17 protein-coding genes and 2 pseudogenes are annotated in these 15,677 nt (G+C 68.2%); 12 read left to right on the top strand and 7 right to left on the bottom strand.

All coding sequences use genetic code 11. From position 1 onward, the window contains the following. Positions 1 to 4 precede the first annotated feature (4 nt). Positions 5 to 829 (bottom strand): LLM class F420-dependent oxidoreductase, encoded by an 825-nt coding sequence (locus IF67_RS0120080; RefSeq protein WP_030987542.1) that lies wholly within the window; start codon positions 827 to 829, stop codon positions 5 to 7. Between the two features lie 447 nt (positions 830 to 1,276). Here IF67_RS0120080 and IF67_RS0120075 point away from each other — a divergent pair, with 447 nt between their 5' ends. From IF67_RS0120075 to IF67_RS0120065, 3 genes are all read left to right on the top strand, one after another. Beyond that, positions 1,277 to 2,227 (top strand): SDR family NAD(P)-dependent oxidoreductase, encoded by a 951-nt coding sequence (locus tag IF67_RS0120075; RefSeq protein ID WP_030987540.1) that lies wholly within the window; start codon positions 1,277 to 1,279, stop codon positions 2,225 to 2,227. Between the two features lie 359 nt (positions 2,228 to 2,586). Then, positions 2,587 to 3,372 carry a glutamate racemase gene (locus IF67_RS0120070; RefSeq protein WP_030987538.1) on the top strand — a complete coding sequence of 262 codons (786 nt, stop codon included), beginning with the start codon at positions 2,587 to 2,589 and terminating at the stop codon, positions 3,370 to 3,372. A gap of 262 nt (positions 3,373 to 3,634) precedes the next feature. Continuing rightward, the gene (locus IF67_RS0120065; protein ID WP_158713119.1) at positions 3,635 to 4,123 is read left to right on the top strand and encodes a hypothetical protein; all 489 of its coding nucleotides are present in this window, start codon (positions 3,635 to 3,637) and stop codon (positions 4,121 to 4,123) included. A gap of 323 nt (positions 4,124 to 4,446) precedes the next feature. On the opposite strand, the gene IF67_RS0120060 is transcribed toward IF67_RS0120065, so the two are convergent. Further along, positions 4,447 to 4,926, bottom strand: coding sequence for a lamin tail domain-containing protein (locus tag IF67_RS0120060; RefSeq protein ID WP_030987534.1), 480 nt, complete (start codon positions 4,924 to 4,926; stop codon positions 4,447 to 4,449). Between the two features lie 375 nt (positions 4,927 to 5,301). Between IF67_RS0120060 and IF67_RS0120055 the strand changes: the two genes are divergently transcribed. Together IF67_RS0120055 and IF67_RS46305 are read left to right on the top strand one after the other, a co-directional pair. Further along, positions 5,302 to 5,613, top strand: a complete 312-nt coding sequence (locus tag IF67_RS0120055; RefSeq protein WP_158713118.1) for a hypothetical protein — start codon at positions 5,302 to 5,304, stop codon at positions 5,611 to 5,613. Then, positions 5,595 to 5,850, top strand: a pseudogene (locus IF67_RS46305) (IS5/IS1182 family transposase); the annotation flags it as partial. The gene IF67_RS0120055 and the pseudogene IF67_RS46305, both read left to right, overlap by 19 nt. Before the next feature lie 146 nt (positions 5,851 to 5,996). Here the strand turns inward: IF67_RS46305 and IF67_RS0120050 are convergent. Continuing rightward, positions 5,997 to 6,383 (bottom strand): VOC family protein, encoded by a 387-nt coding sequence (locus IF67_RS0120050; protein WP_030987530.1) that lies wholly within the window; start codon positions 6,381 to 6,383, stop codon positions 5,997 to 5,999. A gap of 63 nt (positions 6,384 to 6,446) precedes the next feature. Between IF67_RS0120050 and IF67_RS0120045 the strand changes: the two genes are divergently transcribed. Both IF67_RS0120045 and IF67_RS0120040 read left to right on the top strand, forming a co-directional pair. After that, the gene (locus IF67_RS0120045; protein ID WP_030987529.1) at positions 6,447 to 7,412 is read left to right on the top strand and encodes a helix-turn-helix transcriptional regulator; all 966 of its coding nucleotides are present in this window, start codon (positions 6,447 to 6,449) and stop codon (positions 7,410 to 7,412) included. 652 nt (positions 7,413 to 8,064) lie between these two features. Continuing rightward, positions 8,065 to 8,364 carry a hypothetical protein gene (locus IF67_RS0120040; protein ID WP_030987528.1) on the top strand — a complete coding sequence of 100 codons (300 nt, stop codon included), beginning with the start codon at positions 8,065 to 8,067 and terminating at the stop codon, positions 8,362 to 8,364. Positions 8,365 to 8,518: 154 nt separating this feature from the next. Here the strand turns inward: IF67_RS0120040 and IF67_RS0120035 are convergent, their stop codons facing one another. Further along, the gene (locus IF67_RS0120035) at positions 8,519 to 9,283 is read right to left on the bottom strand and encodes a dienelactone hydrolase family protein (RefSeq protein ID WP_030987526.1); all 765 of its coding nucleotides are present in this window, start codon (positions 9,281 to 9,283) and stop codon (positions 8,519 to 8,521) included. Between the two features lie 947 nt (positions 9,284 to 10,230). Between IF67_RS0120035 and IF67_RS0120030 the strand changes: the two genes are divergently transcribed. The 3 genes from IF67_RS0120030 to IF67_RS0120020 all read left to right on the top strand — a co-directional run bounded on the left by IF67_RS0120030 (position 10,231) and on the right by IF67_RS0120020 (position 11,931). Further along, a complete protein-coding gene (locus tag IF67_RS0120030) occupies positions 10,231 to 10,776 on the top strand; it encodes an RNA polymerase sigma factor (protein WP_234341193.1) in 546 nt (181 codons plus the stop codon). Further along, positions 10,773 to 11,438: a hypothetical protein gene (locus tag IF67_RS0120025; RefSeq protein ID WP_030987523.1), complete on the top strand. Its 666-nt coding sequence runs from the start codon at positions 10,773 to 10,775 to the stop codon at positions 11,436 to 11,438. The genes IF67_RS0120030 and IF67_RS0120025 overlap by 4 nt, the downstream gene beginning before the upstream one ends. A 274-nt stretch (positions 11,439 to 11,712) precedes the next feature. Continuing rightward, a complete protein-coding gene (locus tag IF67_RS0120020) occupies positions 11,713 to 11,931 on the top strand; it encodes a hypothetical protein (protein WP_030987521.1) in 219 nt (72 codons plus the stop codon). Between the two features lie 150 nt (positions 11,932 to 12,081). Here IF67_RS0120020 and IF67_RS0120015 read toward each other — a convergent pair whose 3' ends face one another. After that, a complete protein-coding gene (locus IF67_RS0120015) occupies positions 12,082 to 12,357 on the bottom strand; it encodes a hypothetical protein (RefSeq protein WP_030987520.1) in 276 nt (91 codons plus the stop codon). Between the two features lie 538 nt (positions 12,358 to 12,895). Here IF67_RS0120015 and IF67_RS41665 point away from each other — a divergent pair. Next, positions 12,896 to 13,258, top strand: coding sequence for a helix-turn-helix domain-containing protein (locus IF67_RS41665; protein WP_234341191.1), 363 nt, complete (start codon positions 12,896 to 12,898; stop codon positions 13,256 to 13,258). Here IF67_RS41665 and IF67_RS43780 read toward each other — a convergent pair. Further along, entirely contained in the window at positions 13,240 to 13,389 is a 150-nt protein-coding gene (locus IF67_RS43780; RefSeq protein WP_158713117.1) for a hypothetical protein, read from the bottom strand. The two genes, IF67_RS41665 and IF67_RS43780, sit on opposite strands and share 19 nt — an antisense overlap. Before the next feature lie 157 nt (positions 13,390 to 13,546). On the opposite strand from IF67_RS43780, the pseudogene IF67_RS39355 reads away from it, so the two are divergent. Further along, a pseudogene (locus tag IF67_RS39355) lies at positions 13,547 to 14,214 on the top strand (HAD family hydrolase). 192 nt (positions 14,215 to 14,406) lie between these two features. On the opposite strand, the gene IF67_RS0120000 reads toward IF67_RS39355, so the two are convergent. After that, entirely contained in the window at positions 14,407 to 15,405 is a 999-nt protein-coding gene (locus IF67_RS0120000) for a DUF1259 domain-containing protein (RefSeq protein ID WP_030987518.1), read from the bottom strand. Positions 15,406 to 15,677 lie beyond the last annotated feature (272 nt).

Here is a 15,677-nt window from a genome sequence, read left to right as displayed (position 1 = left end):
CGGCTCACCGGAAGCGCCGCGCGACGTCGGCGAGCTCGTCCAGGTACGGCAGCGTCTCGGCCGCCGGCATCGTCGGCAAGTAGAACAGCAGCCGCTCGACATCGAGCTGTGCGTACTGCTCGATGATCCCGGGGTCCTTGTCCACCGCGTAGACCGTCACCGGCACATCCCGGCCCGCGATGCTCCTCATACGGTCGATCTTCGGCCCCAGTTCCCGGGGCGGCAGGCTATTGGCCAGCCAGGCGTCGCCGAAGGCAGCCACCCGCTCGAAGGCGGCCTCTCCGCCCCCCACATAGAGGGGAGGGTGCGGGCGCTGAACCGGCTTCGGCCAGGAGTAGACGGGGTCGAAGTCGACGAACTCACCGTGGAATTCGGCCTTCTCCTTGGCCCACAGCTCGCGCATGGCCTGGAGCCGCTCGTCGACGAGACGGCCTCTGGTGCGCGGATCGGTCCCGTGGTTCTCCATCTCCTCCCTGTTCCAGCCGACACCGATCCCGAAGACGGCTCGGCCACCGGAGACAAGGTCCAGGGAGGCCACCTCCTTGGCCGTGATGATCGGGTCCCGCTGGGCCACCAGTGCGATCCCGGTGCCCAGCAGGATCCGCTCGGTCACCGCGGCGGCCGCGCTGAGCGCGACGAACGGGTCGAGGGTGCGGTAGTAGATCTCCGGCAGCTCACCGCCGGCCGGGTACGGCGAGCGGCGGTCCACCGGGATGTGGGTGTGCTCGGCGATGAGCAAGGAGTCGAGCCCTCGCTCCTCCACAGCGCGCCCGAGCGCGGCGGGCGCGATGCCCTGGTCGGTGATGAAGGTGGACACACCGAACTTCACAGCGGCTCCCTCGGATTCCAGATGCTCGGATATGCGGGGTTCGCAAGTACGCGAGCCCGAAAGCCCGCGGCTCCTAGGGGGTACCCCGATCGTCTCCGGCACAACAAACCGTGCAGCCGACCGAGCGACCACCGGGCGGACCGGTGAGCGTTCCGAGCGAGCGCCGTACCCAGATGACGCCGGGCCGGGCGCGCGTCGCCCGATGCGCGTGAGCGATGCCAGGGGGCGGCACGCGACCGGCTCCGTTCGGCTCGCAGGTGTCGGTCGGCTGTCGGTGGCGGGCATCGATCTGTCGGCGGGGTGTCGGTGGCCGCCGGGACCGTGAGACCTGGGCGGCATCGGTAACGAACGGGAACCCAAGGGGGCCCCCTGACCTCCGCCAGATCACTCCGACAAATCACTCCCACAGAACGCTCCCACAGATCACTCCGAGCACAAGGAACTGCAATGACCTCCGTACTCAAGACCCAGCCGTGGGACGTGCACCGGCTCCCGTGCGCCGAAGGCAAGAGCTTCCTGGTCACCGGAGGCAACGCGGGCGTGGGGTATTTCGTCGCCGAGCAGCTTGCCGGCACCGGGGCCACGGTCGTTCTCGGCAGCCGCAACGCGGCGAAGGCCGAAGCCGCGATCGCTTCGATCAGTGCCCGCGTCCCCGGTGCCGAGCTGCGGCATCTGCATCTCGACCTGGCCGATCTGGCCTCGCTCAAGACGTCCGTGGACGCGCTGGAGCTGGACCGCCTCGACGCGGTCGTCCACAACGCCGGCGTGGCGCTCGACCATCCACCGCGCCGGGAAACCAAGGACGGCCACGAGCTGATGTTCGCCACCAACCACCTCGGTCACTTCGCACTGACCAGCTGGCTCGCCCCGCTGCTCATGGCCGCGCCGGGGAGCCGGATCGTCACGACGGGCAGCTTCGCGGCCAAGTCCGAACGCATGGACCTCGACGACCTCCAGAGCACACGCGACTACCGGCCCAAGCGCACCTACGGGCGGTCGAAGCTGGCCCAGATGCTCTTCGGCTACGAACTCGACCGCCGCCTGCGCGCCGCGGGCAGCACCACGCTGAGCGTGGTCGTCCATCCCGGCGGCGCGCTCGACTCCCTCACCCCCTCGCGCCCGCCGGTTCATGTCCGGACCACCGGCGAGCGACTGCGCGGCGTGCCCCTGGGCGCTCTCGTCCAGGGCAAGGAAGCAGGCGCGTGGCCCGCCGTTCGGGCCGTGCTCGACCCGGACGTACGTGGTGGCCAGATGTGGGGACCCCGGGTGTTCGGGCTACGCGGTAGGCCCAGGCTCGAACCCGTCTGGGACCACCTGACCGACGCCACGACCGCGGCACGCCTATGGGCCGCCAGCTGCGACCTGACCGGCGCCGATCCGACTTTCGGTCCCACGTAGCAGAGTTCGTCCGGTGCCCGCCTCTACGAGGCCGGTTCCCGTCGGTCAGCCGCTTGAGCACCGCAGTTGACCGCAGTCGACCACATTGACCAACGGGTGTGCTCACAGGGACCAACGGGTGTGCTCACAGGCCGGAACGGCGTCGACTCGGCCCTACCACTGCCATACCACTCTCCCGGAATTGGCCATGCAGTCGGATCCGATCACCGTTGCAGACTCGCCGCCAGTGCCATGGAGGCACGAGCACACCGGAGGCGACTGACATGGCGCAGGAGATTGTGGATCGCTACGACCACGCGCATAAGCACCGTCACGAGGAGCGCGCCCCGGTTGCTCCGGCACCGGTCCATGGTGGCCGGATGAAGATCGCGCTCATGGACGCCGGAATGGGACTGCTCGCGACGGCCGCCGCGGTACGCCGCCTGCGCCCCGACGCCGATCTCATTCTCTCCTCGGACCCCGACGGCATGCCCTGGGGACCCCGCCCCCCCGACGACATCACGGCGCACGCGCTCGCCACCGCCGAATCGGCCGCCGCACACCGCCCGGACGCGCTGATCGTCGCCTGCAACACCGCCTCCGTGCACGCCCTGCCCGCCCTGCGCGCCCGGCTGGAACCGGACCTGCCGGTCATCGGCACGGTCCCGGCGATCAAGCCGGCCGCTTCGGGCGGCGGGCCCCTCGCCATCTGGGCCACCCCCGCCACCACCGGCAGCCCCTACCAGCGCGGTCTCATCCAGGAGTTCGCCCATGGCGTGGCGGTCACCGAGGTGCCGTGCCCCGGGCTCTCCGACGCCGTCGAGAACGCGGACGAGGCAGCCGTTGCCCTCGCGGTCGCCGCCGCGGCGGAGCGCACCCCGGACGACGTAAGGGCCATCGTCCTGGGCTGCACACATTACGAACTCGTCGCCGAGCGCATCCGCGCCGCCGTCCAACGGCCCCGCATGCCGCCGCTCGTCCTGCACGGCTCGGCCGGTGCGGTCGCCGCCCAAACGCTGCGCCGGATCGGCGAGCCGCCCGCACCCGACGCACCCGCAGAGGGCACTGTGATCGTGATCCTCAGCGGGCGTGCGGCGCCACTTCCCGCACCGGCCCTGACGTACGCCGAGGGCCGACTGCTACAAGCCGTCAGCCCCACACGCTGAATTCGGCTCAGGACCGTGGCGGGAATCAGCAGCGGAGACCGACGATGGCCCAGCCACGGCGGTCGCCTTCCGCTACGGCCTCGCCCCCACCCCTTCTCCGGGACGGAGACGGGCCGGCGGCCGGGGGCATGGCGGTGGGTGGGAAGATCAAGAGCTGGCGACGGTGGCCCGCGGGGAGCACGCGATCGGATCGACGAGCGCGATGTACCTCCTCCCCACCGGGCGTCCGGCGTCCGGCAGTTCACTGGCGAAGGGAAGCACCATGCCTGTCGGCGACTTCGAGGGATGGCGCACCGAGCTGCTGGCGATGGGCCGGATCGTCCTGGCCGGCGAGGGCGGAGTCACGGAGGAGGAAGCCGTGCGCCGATTCGATCGCTATCTGGAACTCGCGGACATGGTCGACGGTTCGGAAGGACCGGCAGCCGTCCGGGCGCTGATCGCCTCGCTTCAGGTCGACCAGGACTACGGGGCCTACCAAGCCGGCTTCGGCGCGCTGGAGCGCTTCCCTTCGATGGACCTCGCGCGGGGCGTGGCCTTGGCGGCGGCGGAAGTCGTCAGCATCCCGTCGGGGAACAGCGGCCAGGTCCTGCTGCTGCTCGCCGACAGCGATGCTGAGGCGGTGCGCGAGTTCAACGCGGCCGGCAGCCAGATGGAACCGGCCGTCAAGGACCAGCTGTCGGCGCTCATCGCAGAGCACGAACGGGACGAATGGCTTGACGGCGAACCTTGCGGCCGGCTGCGCGTCGGCTGAGCCCGCTGACAGCGGACGCGATCGATGTGGTGGCGGGTTCGCCGAAGCCCGGCAGGTAGTCGATGCCTTTGCCACGGCTTCGAGGAACGCACCGCCTGACATGACGTGACGTCGGCCGAGCCGGGCGGACGGCCGAGCGAACGGGCAGATCAGCAAAGACCAACGGACGGGCCGCCGGACGGGCCGACGGGCGACCGGGCGGATCGCACGAGAACATGGCGGTGCGCCGCAGGTGCAGGAACCTGCGGCGCACCGTGTGGCCGGTGAGGCGGCCCTCAGATCTCCGTTTTCACCGGCCGGTTGTGGGTGTGATCAGCCTGGCCTCAGTGACCGTGGTGGCCGTGGCGACCCCAGCTTTCGGAGTCGACGATCCGGCGGTGGTCGTTCCGCAGGTCCGCAGTGCCCCTGTGGTTGTCCCAGACATAGTCGCGGCGGTCCTGGAAGACATCCCAGCGGTTGTCACGGCCGATGCCCGTGTGGACACGGACCTGGGAGTGGCCGCCGAGGCGGACATTGCCGAAGCGGTAGGTGTGGCCGGCGCGGTCCGACAGGCTCCAGCCGCGCAGGTTGACCGGCATCCGGCCAGTGTTCTTCACCGTCACATATTCGGCGTTCAGGCTCCGGTTGGAGCGGTCGTCCCGCCCGGGGCTGTCGTACTGGATCACACCGAGTACCACCGCCGACCGGTGGTGCGGGGCCGGAGCGCGCCCATGGCCGGCCGCGGCCGCCGGGAGGACTGCGGTGGCCGCCAGAGCCACGGAACCAAGGACGGCGGCGGCGATACGCGAAGTGTTGTGGAGCACGAAAACCCCCTGGATACGGCACCCGCTACCAGGTGCCGGAAACCGGATACCCGGCCGGTTTGACCGGGCTCCCACACAGTGACGCCCGGTCACACCTTGGCGGAAGAAATCCGGTTTGGTGTTACAAAACACAGACATATGCACAACCACACCACGCCAGGCGCACACTCCCCCGCGCCCACCAGCACAAACGCGACACCCCATACACGCACCCAGATCCCCCAAGGGGTTACCGCCGGTGCACAGCTCGCGGCCGTCGGACGGCGTCACCGGCTCCGGTGCCCGCGACAAGCTCACAGCGCCAACGACATGTCCTGCGCCGGCGCCCCACAAAGCCGGTGACATGGCGGACTCATCGCCCGTACGGTGCCTGCCATGACCACCAGACCGCCCATGGGACTCGCGCGCCCCGTACGGGGAGTGAAGGTGCACTCCCGACAGACGCTCGGCGCCTGCGCCCCGACGTACGGAAGGGTGGAGCTGGACTTCGAGCCGTTGCCCGCGGGAGGCGACTCGTCCATCGTGTTCGCCTGCACTGCCTCGCCCGAACGGGCGCCGGAGTACGAAGAGTCGCTCGCCGTCGGCGTGATGCGGGAACTGGCTGCCACGGACGCCGAGGATCCCGAAGCCTGGGGCTGCGCGGGGCAAGCGCAGCACGGGCGTTGGGGCGCGGGATCCGGCATGTGAGGCCGGAGAAGCGGGACCGGGAAGCGCGGGCCGGCCGGCGCCGAGCGGCCGCGTGCGCCGAGGCGCACGCGGCGGACAGCCCCGGGTTTCGATAAAGAGCGGTACAAGAAGCGCAACGCTGTCGAGCGGGCGATCAACAAGCTGAAACAGTTCAGAGCCGTCGCCACCCGCCATGACAAGCGCGGACACGTCTTCCTGGGCACCGTCACCGCCGCCGCACTCCTTCTCTGGCTGCGATCACGGCCGGAGCAACAGGCGCTGTCTGATCAGGTACGCCGTCTGGCTGGGACGCCCTGCAACGTCTCCGGGCCCCGGCCGGGCAGCGTGAGTTCGCCGCGCCTGCCCGGGTGCGCGATCGCCGTCATTGGGTTTGCGGCTCGTGCTCAGACCAGGGTGGAGATGCAGAACGGGTGGCCTGCGGGGTCCAGCAGGACCCGCCACCGGTCGGGGTCCGGCTGGAATGCGGGCTTGACGGCCCCCAGGGCGAGCAGCCGGGCTTGGGCGGCATCCAAGTCGTCGACGCCCAGTTCAATATGGGCCTGCTTTTCCTGGGAAGGGTCCGGCCAGGTGGGACGGCGGTAATCGGACAGCCGGTTGAATCCCAGTCCAGCCGCGCCCTCCTGGCCGAGCAGGACAAAGTGGTCAGTGGAGAAGACGGTGGGCAGGCCGAGGGCCTCGCCGTAGAAGCGGGCCAGTTCGGCGGGGTCCGGGCAATCGAAGGTGACGGCCGAGTAGCGGAACGTGGGTGCGGAGGTGTTTGCCGTGTTCATGGAGATGACGCTACGGCGGGACCAGGACAGATTCGGTCCTGGTCATGTGGAACACTTCAACATGTGATCAGCGCATCCGCCCGCCTGCTGCGATTGGTCTCCTTGCTGGTCGCCCGGCCGTTGTGGACCTGCGGTGAGCTGGCCGACCGGATGGCGGTCACCGATCGCACGGTGCGGCGGGACATCGCCAAGCTCCGGGAACTCGGCTACGCCGTCGAGTCCGAGCCTGGGCCATGGGGCGGTTATCGCCTCCGTGCCGGTTCCCGGGTGCCGCCGCTGATCCTCGACGACGAAGAAGCACTCGCCGTGGCTGTCGGGCTGCGCGAGGCGGCGCTGAGCGGCGCTCTCGGCGGCGACCAAGCCGCACTGTCGGCACTGCTGAAACTTCGGCAGGTACTGCCGCAGCGGATCGCGGACCGGCTGGGCGAGATGGACGCCGCCCTCGTGCACACCCCCAGACCCGACGAGCCGCAGATCACGCCCGGCATGCTGCTGGAACTGGCCGCCGCATGCCGCCAGGGTGAGCGCACCCGCCTGTCGTACCGCGACTGGGAAGGAAGGGCCACGGTCCGGGACGTTGACCCGTACCGCCTCGTCCACACCGGACGCCGGTGGTACTTCGTCGCCCGAGATGTCGCGCAGGGTCAATGGCGGACCTTCCGGGCCGACAGGGTCGGCCAACTACAGCCAACCGGACACCCGGTGGAACTCATCGACCCGCCCGACCCGGCGCTGCTCGTCTCCCGCTCCGTCGCGACCGGCCCCTACCCGCTCTCTGCGACCATCCGCCTCCCGGTGTCCATGGACCAAGCACTGCGGCTGATCCCGTCGACAGTCGGTACCCACCATCCCGACGGCCCCGACGCCACGATCGTCGACATCGGCGGTCCCGACGCAGACGGGCTCGCCAGGTACCTCCTCAGCCTGGCCACACCCCTGCGAGTCCTGTCACCGGAGGCTGTACGGCAAGCCCTGCTGCGCCGTACCCAGGAACTCTTCGAGGACAACGCGAATGGTCAGCCCCGGTAGCGACGTTGCATGGGAACGAGCGCCGAGCCCAAATGAGGCGAGCAACGAGCTGCTGATCGTAGAGACACTGCCTAGTTGAGCTGCGGCTACAGCTCTGTTTGCCGGGCGGCGTGGGTCCGCGTGCGTCACCCACGCACGGGGCGGTGACCGTATCGAGGCATGGAACAAGGGCAGCGACCGTAGGCGCAAGCCCTGTTACGCGACCACAATGGCGCCCGGCAGGTCCTCCGCGTACACCGGGTACACCGCGATGGTGAACGACAAGGGAATCAAGGCCAGGCCAGGCCTGGGGCTGCCTGCACCGGCGCAACAGCAACGTCGTGTGCACGGAGGTGTACTGACAGGCGTCCGGACGGGGTACGGCACACTCCATCGACCTCATCGGCCACGTTCTGCGCCGTCGCTACGCGGAGCACTTGTGGGCGACCGTCCCCACAGCGTCCACGCGCGTACGCAACATAGACTCCCCCTGCCGGTTCGTCCGCCGAGCCCACCCGCAGAAAGGTGCCGCCGTGCCCGAGCAGTCCGTGACCGCCCCTGCCCACGGCGGCTCCCGCTCCGTCGCATTCGCGGATGTCGTACGCGCCGCCACTCCGGTCTGAAACCACGCCCGCCGGTCCACCGAACCACCCGCAAAAGGACAACTCCCCCCGTGAAAAAGAGCGCGATAGCCGGCGGCTGCATCCTCGGCCTTCTCGTGATCGCCGGCGCCTACCAAGGCAGCACCGCCACCAGCGACCCGCTGACTCTCGCCGAATACGAGAAGATAAGGGCGGGCAGCACCGAGAAATTTCTGTTCACCCTTGCCAGCACCTGCCAACAGGACAGCGAAAAACTCGCCGAAAGCTATCCGATCACCTGGACGTGCTACGGCGCCGACGGAAGCAGCAGCGCGGTGTTCTTCTATTCCGAGGGTGTGCTGTTCAGCAAGGCGCAGACCGGGCTCACTTAAGCCCCCGTGCGGCAAAATGGTCCGCGCCCACAGCCGTCAACGATGCTCGAACTCGCCTGGCGAAGGCCCGGATCCATCATCTGGATGCGCATCCTCAACCCGGCGGCAGCAATATCGGCGCCCGACTGACGGCCGGACGCCGATATGCCTCAGATCAGGCCGTCGACGTCACGGTCCGGCCGAGATGCCGGGCGAAGAACCGGACCGCGCTGTCGACCTCGAACCTGGGAAGCTCCTTATGCCTGCCCGCGTTGGCGTGCAACGTCTTTTCCTTCGAAGCGAAGGCGTCGAACAAGGCAAGACCGGATTGGCGCGGGATATGCTCGTCGTCCCACTGGAGGACGAACTCGACCGGTACGGTGATCTGTTTCGCCGTCTCGGCCAGGGAATCGTGCCAGAAGATACCGAAGACCGCGGCGACGATCCTGGGTTCGATCGCCGTCAACGGCACCCCGATCGCGGTGCCCATATTCAGGCCGAAGTAACCGACCGGCCCTTCGGCGCCGATCTCCGGCAGTTCCTGGAGGAAATCCAGGGTCGCCTGCCATTCCGGCACGGCACGCTCCGCCAGATGCGCGTTGTAACGGACGACGATCGGGCCGACCGGCTCGCCCGCCGCCATTGCCTGCCGTAGCGCGCCGATCTCCTGCTCGTCGACCGCCGTGCGCGGCCGACCGCCGTGACCGGGCGCGTCGATGGTGGCGACATGGAATCCGCAGTTGGTCACGAGACGGTGTGCACGGCCCACCATTCCCGGCGCCTTCTTGTGCGTACCGCCACCGTGCCCCATCAATACCAAAGGCGCGCGATCGGAGCCGGAAGCCGGCGACCAGAGCACGCCGGTGACCTCACCCACAGTGAAGTCGCGCTCTACGACACCGTTCGACGATGTCTCCGCAGTGAAAAGCACAGACTGCATAGGTTGTTGCCTTTCGGGAGTGCCTTGTCGTTCAGGCGCTCCCGGCGACACCTACGTCAATCGCCCGACCGTGACGAAGAGGGGGAGCACCCACACAGATACAGCGTTCATGGGTCTCACCTCCTCGCGCGACGTCACGGTCTTCCGCACGCTACCAACGGACCGTCCTCCCTCCCCACCCCTTTTCCTGCCGACCGACAGCGGACGGTGCGTACTCCCGAAGTCGGGCAGGTGGAAGCCACGCGTACCGGCCTGGCGATGCCGATGCGGGTGCCCCGGGTCAGGGCACCACGAGTTGGGCGATCTCGCGAAGGCGTGACTCGGGCTCGTCATGAGAGAGGTCCGAGGTCCGAAGTCCGAGGTCATGATCTGTCGATCCGGCGTGGCTGATGCCCCAGGCCCCCGGCGGTCCGAGAGGGCCTCGCCTTGCGACAGGGACGATTCAAGTACTGAGCAGACGGACGCCTGGTACAGGTGATTCGTGGAGGCTCGAATGACACAGGCGACCACCTCGTGGCACCGCTGAACGCTTCCCAGCGCGGCATCGCCGAGGGCAAGGCCGCAACTTCCTCAGCTACAGCGGACGTTGTGGCGAGGGCGATGTCACGTTTTGCCGTACCGACCGCACTACTCAGGACAAGGATGAACGCGACAGCGTCCGTCGGCAGACGTTCGATGAAGGACTTTGTGCATGGAGACGACGAGGGTGGTGTCTGTGATCACCGGCCGGGCCGTGTGTGGCGGACGCCTATTGAGCGGGCGGGTGAGTCGGCCCGCATCGCTGCGGCGGCCGCATATCGGTGAGCAGGGGCCGTACAGCTGGATGCGCCCGCTTCCTCCGGCGATCCGGCTCTCGGAGTGCGGTCCCGGCCGCCACGAGACCATCGTGGGGGACGGTGCTCGTGAGGGGGACTGCGGTGGATGCTGATGCGCCACACCAATCCGCCGTGTCCGTGTCGCTGGTCTCCCCCGCGCCTCGGTTCCCGCCCGCGCCCGGGGAGAGCGGAGCCCGCTCCGAGTTCGCGGCCTGCTACGAGCAGGAGATCGTCCGGCTGACGCGTTTTGTGATGCACCTGGGGGCGGCGCCGCACGAGGCTGCCGACATAGCCCAGTCCGCGTTCGCGGTGGCATTCGAGCAGTGGGAGTCGATCCAGCATCCGAGAGCGTGGCTGCGCACCGTGGCGCAGCGGAAGATGCAGGGGATGCGGTATCCCCGCGAAGAGCTGACCGATCAGCTCCCGGACCTGCCGGGCGGCCGGTGTCCGGTGGACGCGGTGGAACTGAGCGAGGAAGAGGCTCGCGTGTACGAGGCGCTGAGCTGGCTGCCGGATCGGCAGCGGGAGGTCATGGCGTGGACGCTGGACGGATACAAGCCGCAGGAGATCGCGCGGTTGATGAAGGTGACACCGGAGGCGGTGCGACAGAACCTGCACCGCGGCCGGACGCTGCTGAAGAGGGCGCTGCTGAGCCCGGCGAGCGGAGGTGCGCGGTGAGCGACAGCCGGCCGATGCAGTCCGGTGACGACTCCGATGCCCAGCTCGATGCGCTCTTGCTTGCAGCCGGAGAAGGGGTGCACGAGCGGTTGGCGGACGCCATAGATGTCGACGCGGGCCGGGCCGCCATCTTCAAGGCGTCGGTGGTGGTTGAGGAAGTGCCAGCATGCGGTGAGCAGGACACCTCGCACTTGGCGTGGCTGCTGCCGTCCACCGGTGACTCCCTCATCCAGTGGCTGGCGGTCTCCGCTCCTGGTTACCTTCCGCAACAGTTGGACAAGGCCATGTCGACCATCAGGACCATGACCGTGGTGGGCCGGGCCCTTTTGCCGGAGTCCCTGCGTCCGTGCTGGGGGCTGGCCACCGACTTCCTCACCGAATCCCGGGACAATCTGGTCAGGCTGAAGACCGGGCTCGCCCATCGCGAACTCACCCGGGAAGAGGCTCTCGCCCTGCAATATCGGGTCCGGACCGGGATCGGACAGGTGAGAGGAACCCTGCGCCAGGCCAACCGATCCACGCAGGGTCCCGATTCCGCCTGCGTCATCGAGCGGCTGATTTCCACCAGCGAGATGATCCTGATTCTTCTGGGCTGGACCCGTCAGGGCATCGAGCAGCTCTTCGCGGACACCGAGCAAACGCTGCAATGCCCCACTCGATGAGGATAAGCGCCATGGCGTCGCAGGTCAGGAGCTGAGGTTCACCCCGCGGGCCCACTGGTCCCGCCTCCGGCGGGGCAGGGGCCCGCGTGACCCACGGCACCCCAGAGCGCGATACCCATCGCTGCCCACCACATGCGGAACGCGCTAGACGACCCCTACCCACCGCATGTGGAGGGCGCTACCCCACCATCGCACCGCACGCACCGCACCCGCCTGCCCCGCGATCCAAGGCATATCGCAAACCAAGGCATACCGAGCGAAGGACGACACCGGCATGGTCACCCACCACCCGAACCGCCCGCATCAGGACGACGCACACCGCGGCATGCGAGTGCAGCTGCTGCTGCTCACTCTCGGGTTCATCGCGGCGGCCGTGCTGGGTGTGGTCTACCTCAGCTACCAGCACCCTCGTCTTGCCGTCCCGCTCGGCACCGGCGGTGCGGTGGCCGCCGTCCTCGTCCCCCAAGCGATTGCCGGCTACAAGGGGCGGTGAGACCGACCACCCGCTGGTAGGTACGCGGACATGTCAGCGGCCGTCCAACGCGGCAGGGGAGCACCGCCCCCGGGCACGCGTGCGGTGCTCCTCACCCTTGGCGAGGAGCACCGCACGTGGGCGTACCCCGAGACGGTCAGCGAGCAGCCGTCAGTTGCCCGGCGTCTCCGCCAGCCGGAAGGGCCCCGCGGCACCGGGGCCGAACATCACCGGCAAGTTGCGCCCCCGCGGCACCACGACGAGCGGCTCTTCGCGGTACTCCCTGAGAAAGTTCTCCAGGGGCTCCCAGATGAGGCTTCGGTACCCCGATTCGCTCCGTTGGGGTTCGAAGGAGAGGGTCAGTGCAGAATCCGTTACGGTGACGCTCACGGCGTCCACTTCCAGCCACTCTCCACCGATCCAGGCTTCGAGCCTCACGTTTGACATGACGCAAGGGTGCCTTGCCTCCCACGTCACCCGCAAACCGCCCCCGGCCGGATGCCCCCACACGGCGACCTTCCGCGTGAGAGGCCGGCTCCCCCAATCACTCACTGATATGGCTGGCTTTCGTCGCTGAGCGCCGCTTCCCTCCCAGGTGCACGGCGGCAGCGTGAACACGTCGATCGCCCTACCCCGCACGGAACTTGGCCGAGCTCTCCACCCCCCCTCCCCGTCGGGCACAGGACCAGCGGACCGGCGACGGGAATGCGGTTCCTACGGGGCGCCACACAGGAACTCAGCCTGTCGAGGAAAACCTGGACCATCCGGGCCGAACACTCTGGCTCAGGCACTCTGGCTGAGGCCGCTGCTGGCATATCACTCGACTGCGTCCGGCACTTGCCAGTCGGCGCCGGCGCCGGCTTCGCCCACTCCCCGCCCGCGAGCGGATCCGGCACGGTTGGCAAGCCTTGGGGGCCTACCGGGCGGCGCTACCGGGCGGCGCAAGCTGGCTCGCACCCCTTTCACCACGTGCGGGCCCACCCCCATGTCTTGGATTCCCGGATCCACCAGGTCCGGCTCCCCCTCTACCACCAGCTTTCCGACAGGTGCTGTACGCGCGGGCATAGGCGCCGCCGAAAGAAACCCAGAAGAACTGGAAACTCTGGACACCTACTGCTCCACCGGCTCCCTACGCCGGGCAGCCGACCTTCTCCACCTGCACCACAGCAGCGTCGCCCGCCGACTCGAACAGACCGGAAAGATCCTGGGCATCGATCTCACGAGCCCACCGGCCTGCTCCGGGCCAGGCGTGCCCTCACTGCATGGCGGCTTCTCAACGATTGAGGAAGAGAGGAAGATCCGCCTCGTCACCCCCTCGTCACCCCCTCGTCACCCATACCACCCGTAGGCGGTGGTGCGCTTGGCCCCCAGCCCGTCGGCGATCTGCTGCACGGCGTGACAACGACGGTCGTCCTCATCGGCCTCGGCGTCTTCAGCCCGCGGCCAAGGAGACTCGATCTGCCCGATCTGCTCCGTCAAAATCGGTGCGCCGCACCTCGATGGACTGCCAGGTCCCAACGAAACGGCCTGAGCTCCCTCTCACTGGTTTTCCACTTTGCGTTCCCGATTCGCACGCCGTGGACAAGGTCACAAAAGGCAACAACCTGCTTGCCGATCCCTGTGTTATCCAAGGGCAGTGACGACTTCCCAGACTTCCAAGAGGCCCTTCGATGCGGTGTTGTGCGACCTCGACAACGTGATCCGTTTCTACGACCTGACGCAGCTGGCAGGACTGGAGCGTGTCGCCGGGCTGGCACCAGGCACGACCATGAAGGTGGCCTATGCGCCGGAGGTAGATCTGCCCTGCTTCTCGGCAAGATCACTCAGCAGCAGTGGGTGGAGTCCATTGTGCTAGGCCTTGCGGGGCAGGTGCCGCAGGTGCAGGCCCGTGAGCTGGGTACGGCACTTGCCTCGGCGCCGTTCTGGGCCGACGAGGTAGTGGTGACCCTGCTTCGGCAGGTGCGGGCACACATGCCCGTGGTCCTGGTAACGAACGCAACTCTGGAGCTTGAGAGCGACTTGGCGTCGTTGGGGCTGGCGGATTTCTCCGGTCATGTCGTCAGCAGCGCCCGGCTGGGGGTGGCCAAGCCCGACCGGGAGATCTACGAAGTGGCGGCCGAACGCGCAGGTGTCGCCCTTGACCGGTGCCTCTTCGTGGATGACCGGCGGGAGAACGTCGAAGCCGCTGTTGCGCTCGGGATGATCGGCGTGCACTACGGCGAGCCTGCGGACCTCCGCGAGTCGGTGAGCTTCCTGTTGGACAGCAGCCACGCGGCAGGCTCACTCAGCGGCGACGTCGAGTGAGCCGACCCTGAGGAAGTGAAGCCGGGAGAAAACGTCACCGGTGGCACACCGACCCGGGCCCATCTCACTTGCCGTTGTGTCCGTCCGGTCACAGCGTCAACCACCGAGCGTCGAGCAGCGAACAGGATCGAGTGAGATGGGGCATCAGGTGGTGTCCGACAGTTGAGCCCGCGCCCGTCGCCTGTGTGGTGATCAGCCGACCGGTACGACGTTGGTGGCGTCCACGGCGGGGCGCAGGGCCCGGGCGAGCTTGACACCATCGCCAACGGCCCAGAAGTGGATGAAGAACAGGCGGGGTTCGTCCGTCAAGCCGTGATTGTGCAGCTCGACGAGCTCGGCGCCGGCACACCGCAGAGCCACCAGTACGTCTTGGACTTCCTTGGCAATCATGGCGCAGTCGCCACTGATTGCGGCCCGGCCGCCGCCCAGCGGCTGGAAGTTGAACGCGCTGGTCGATCCCAGGCCCGGGGGCAGTACCAGGTGGCCGTCGGTGATGGTCTCGCGACGGACGAAGACACACTTGTAGATGCCCTCGTCGGTGGAGCCCTTGACGCCGAGCGCGGCATCGATGCCGGCCGTGTCCAGGTCGATGCGCTGTGCCTGGACCAGCGGGCGCGGGGGCGGAGTGCCGGTGCGGTCGAACGCTGCGCGCAGACCGCGGGCCACCGCCACTGGATGGTGGCCGTGGGCATGGATGTGGACCCACCAGATGTGAGGGCTCTGGGAAAGGAGGTGCTTATGGATCGCGGTCTGCGCGATCTCGTGCTCTTGCAGGGCGTCGGTGAAGGGCTGGAGTTCGTGCTCGGTGACCACCACATCGCCCATCACCATCGTGCTCTTGTCGGCGTAGCGGACGAAGGAGACGTGCGAGCCGAGGGCGAGCGCCGGCTTGACGATGACATGGCGGGAGCGCACGCGGAGGTCCCGGCGTGGGAGGGCTGTGTGGTACATCATTTTTCGCTTCATATCGCCTTTTCGGCCCAGCGCTTTGGCCACCTTCGCCCAGTCCGATAGGGCAGTGGTAACCGGCTCGACCAGCCTGCGGCTCTTCACCTCTTCCGTCCCAGTGGCGAGAGCGCGAGCGGGAGTCGGCGCCCCGGCCAGCAACGGAGTCAGAGCGGCCGCGGCCAGTACGCGCCGCCGCGGCGTACCTACATGCGGGTAGCTGTCTTGCTGTCGGTCTCCGGCCATCACGTCAGCACCTCCATGACGAGATGGAAGCACGGCGGGCTACAGTCACCGTTGACCAGCGTCAACGCTGGGGCCAGGTGGGCTAAGCATTTAGCTCCTGGCCATACCTCCGACGCCGGGCAGCTCTCAGCGTGACATCCGACGAGCCGCCACCCGAGGTCACACTCCGCGAACTAGATGCAATACCGGTGACTTTGGGCTTTCCGGGTCGTTGGGCGGGGTGTGCCAAGGCCCGGACAGGTGAAGTCGTCGTCGGATGACCGGTTCTCGGA

This window comes from Streptomyces sp. NRRL S-1813 (genome assembly GCF_000719605.1).
Lineage (GTDB): Bacteria > Actinomycetota > Actinomycetes > Streptomycetales > Streptomycetaceae > Streptomyces > Streptomyces decoyicus.
This window is presented reverse-complemented; position numbering and strand designations above follow the sequence as displayed.

What these genes read in the sequence shown, in the direction of transcription:
- IF67_RS0120075 (WP_030987540.1), top strand. Translation starts at nt 1,277, where the DNA reads ATGACCTCCGTACTCAAGACCCAGCCGTGGGACGTGCACCGGCTCCCG.
- IF67_RS0120070 (WP_030987538.1), top strand. Translation starts at nt 2,587, where the DNA reads ATGAAGATCGCGCTCATGGACGCCGGAATGGGACTGCTCGCGACGGCC.
- IF67_RS0120065 (WP_158713119.1), top strand. Translation starts at nt 3,635, where the DNA reads ATGCCTGTCGGCGACTTCGAGGGATGGCGCACCGAGCTGCTGGCGATG.
- IF67_RS0120055 (WP_158713118.1), top strand. Translation starts at nt 5,302, where the DNA reads ATGACCACCAGACCGCCCATGGGACTCGCGCGCCCCGTACGGGGAGTG.
- IF67_RS0120050 (WP_030987530.1), bottom strand. Translation starts at nt 6,383, where the DNA reads ATGAACACGGCAAACACCTCCGCACCCACGTTCCGCTACTCGGCCGTC.
- IF67_RS0120035 (WP_030987526.1), bottom strand. Translation starts at nt 9,283, where the DNA reads ATGCAGTCTGTGCTTTTCACTGCGGAGACATCGTCGAACGGTGTCGTA.
- IF67_RS0120020 (WP_030987521.1), top strand. Translation starts at nt 11,713, where the DNA reads ATGGTCACCCACCACCCGAACCGCCCGCATCAGGACGACGCACACCGC.
- IF67_RS0120015 (WP_030987520.1), bottom strand. Translation starts at nt 12,357, where the DNA reads ATGTCAAACGTGAGGCTCGAAGCCTGGATCGGTGGAGAGTGGCTGGAA.
- IF67_RS41665 (WP_234341191.1), top strand. Translation starts at nt 12,896, where the DNA reads ATGTCTTGGATTCCCGGATCCACCAGGTCCGGCTCCCCCTCTACCACC.
- IF67_RS0120000 (WP_030987518.1), bottom strand. Translation starts at nt 15,405, where the DNA reads ATGGCCGGAGACCGACAGCAAGACAGCTACCCGCATGTAGGTACGCCG.